At 35.0% G+C, this 1003-nt stretch carries 2 protein-coding genes; both read left to right on the top strand.

All coding sequences use genetic code 11. The features are described from left to right. Positions 1–207: 207 nt before the first annotated feature. Positions 208–588 carry a papain fold toxin domain-containing protein gene (locus tag F6K40_RS40565; protein ID WP_293146091.1) on the top strand — a complete coding sequence of 127 codons (381 nt, stop codon included), beginning with the start codon at positions 208–210 and terminating at the stop codon, positions 586–588. A gap of 40 nt (positions 589–628) precedes the next feature. After that, positions 629–976 carry a hypothetical protein gene (locus tag F6K40_RS40560; RefSeq protein ID WP_293146089.1) on the top strand — a complete coding sequence of 116 codons (348 nt, stop codon included), beginning with the start codon at positions 629–631 and terminating at the stop codon, positions 974–976. Positions 977–1003: the final 27 nt, after the last annotated feature.

The raw sequence follows: 1003 nt of genomic DNA, 5'->3' as shown, positions 1-1003 counted from the left end.
TTCGGGAACAAACTATTGATGAAATTTTTGCCAGGGCGAAACAAAACTGGCAAGAGTAATTTGATGGAGAAGAAGTAATAAGAGAATCGAAGCGATATAGCTGCCTCTAGGCTCCACAAACGCTATTCCCCAACTACTTCCCACCAAAGGAGAGTTGATATCAAGTTCTGCGTTAAAATACTAAAAAATTATTTGTAAACTTATGTAATGACTGGCGAACAACTAGATAATATTCGACAAATTGCTGCTAAATATGGCAACTTTCAGTGCGTAGCTTGTTCTGAAGAAATTCAAGAATATTTAGAAGCAGAGCAAATAGGGGGTAAGCTAATCAAAATTAGTACCAAAATCAATAAGCTCCCGTTTTCTATTATTACTAATCCCAAAGGAAGCGATCGCCCAGTTGCTACTAATGGTTTTCACCAAGGGATAGTTGTTTCTGTTGAAATAGAATCAGAAGTAGTTAATCTGGTTTTTGATAATATCTACCCGAATGGAATACCTCTTGAAGATTGGTTAAATAGTTTTGGCGGACCTCTGATTGAAGATTTTGGCGGTGTTTTTATCGTCACAAAAATTGATTTATAATGTTTTTTAATGGTTTTTTAGTTAATAAATAGGAGAAAAAATGGAGCCTGTTTACGATATATTGCAAAAGGTAAAAAACAAACCAAATGTTTATTTAGGTAGTGCGTCGATTATGTGTTTGCAAGCTTTTTTGTCTGGCTATAATGTGGCTCAATATCAGTTAGGAAAGTCTCTAGATTCTCCCGATTGTTTTGATGGATTTCAAGAATGGATTCAAGAAAAATTTAAGGTTGAGTCTTCCCAATCTTGGGCAAAGATTATTCTGTTTTATTCTGCTGATGAGAGGGATGCTTTGGAACGCTTTTTTGAGTTGTTTGAGGAGTTTGTTCAACAGAATTATTCAACTGTTGAAGAGGATGTTAAGGAAAAAGCGGTTATTGGTAAATAAAGGAACACAACCAAGTTAGAATTAGTG

It is taken from the genome of Okeania sp. SIO3I5, assembly GCF_010672085.1.
Classification (GTDB): domain Bacteria; phylum Cyanobacteriota; class Cyanobacteriia; order Cyanobacteriales; family Microcoleaceae; genus Trichodesmium.
The sequence above is the reverse complement of the archived record's forward strand: the minus strand, read 5'-3'. Positions and strand labels throughout refer to the sequence as shown.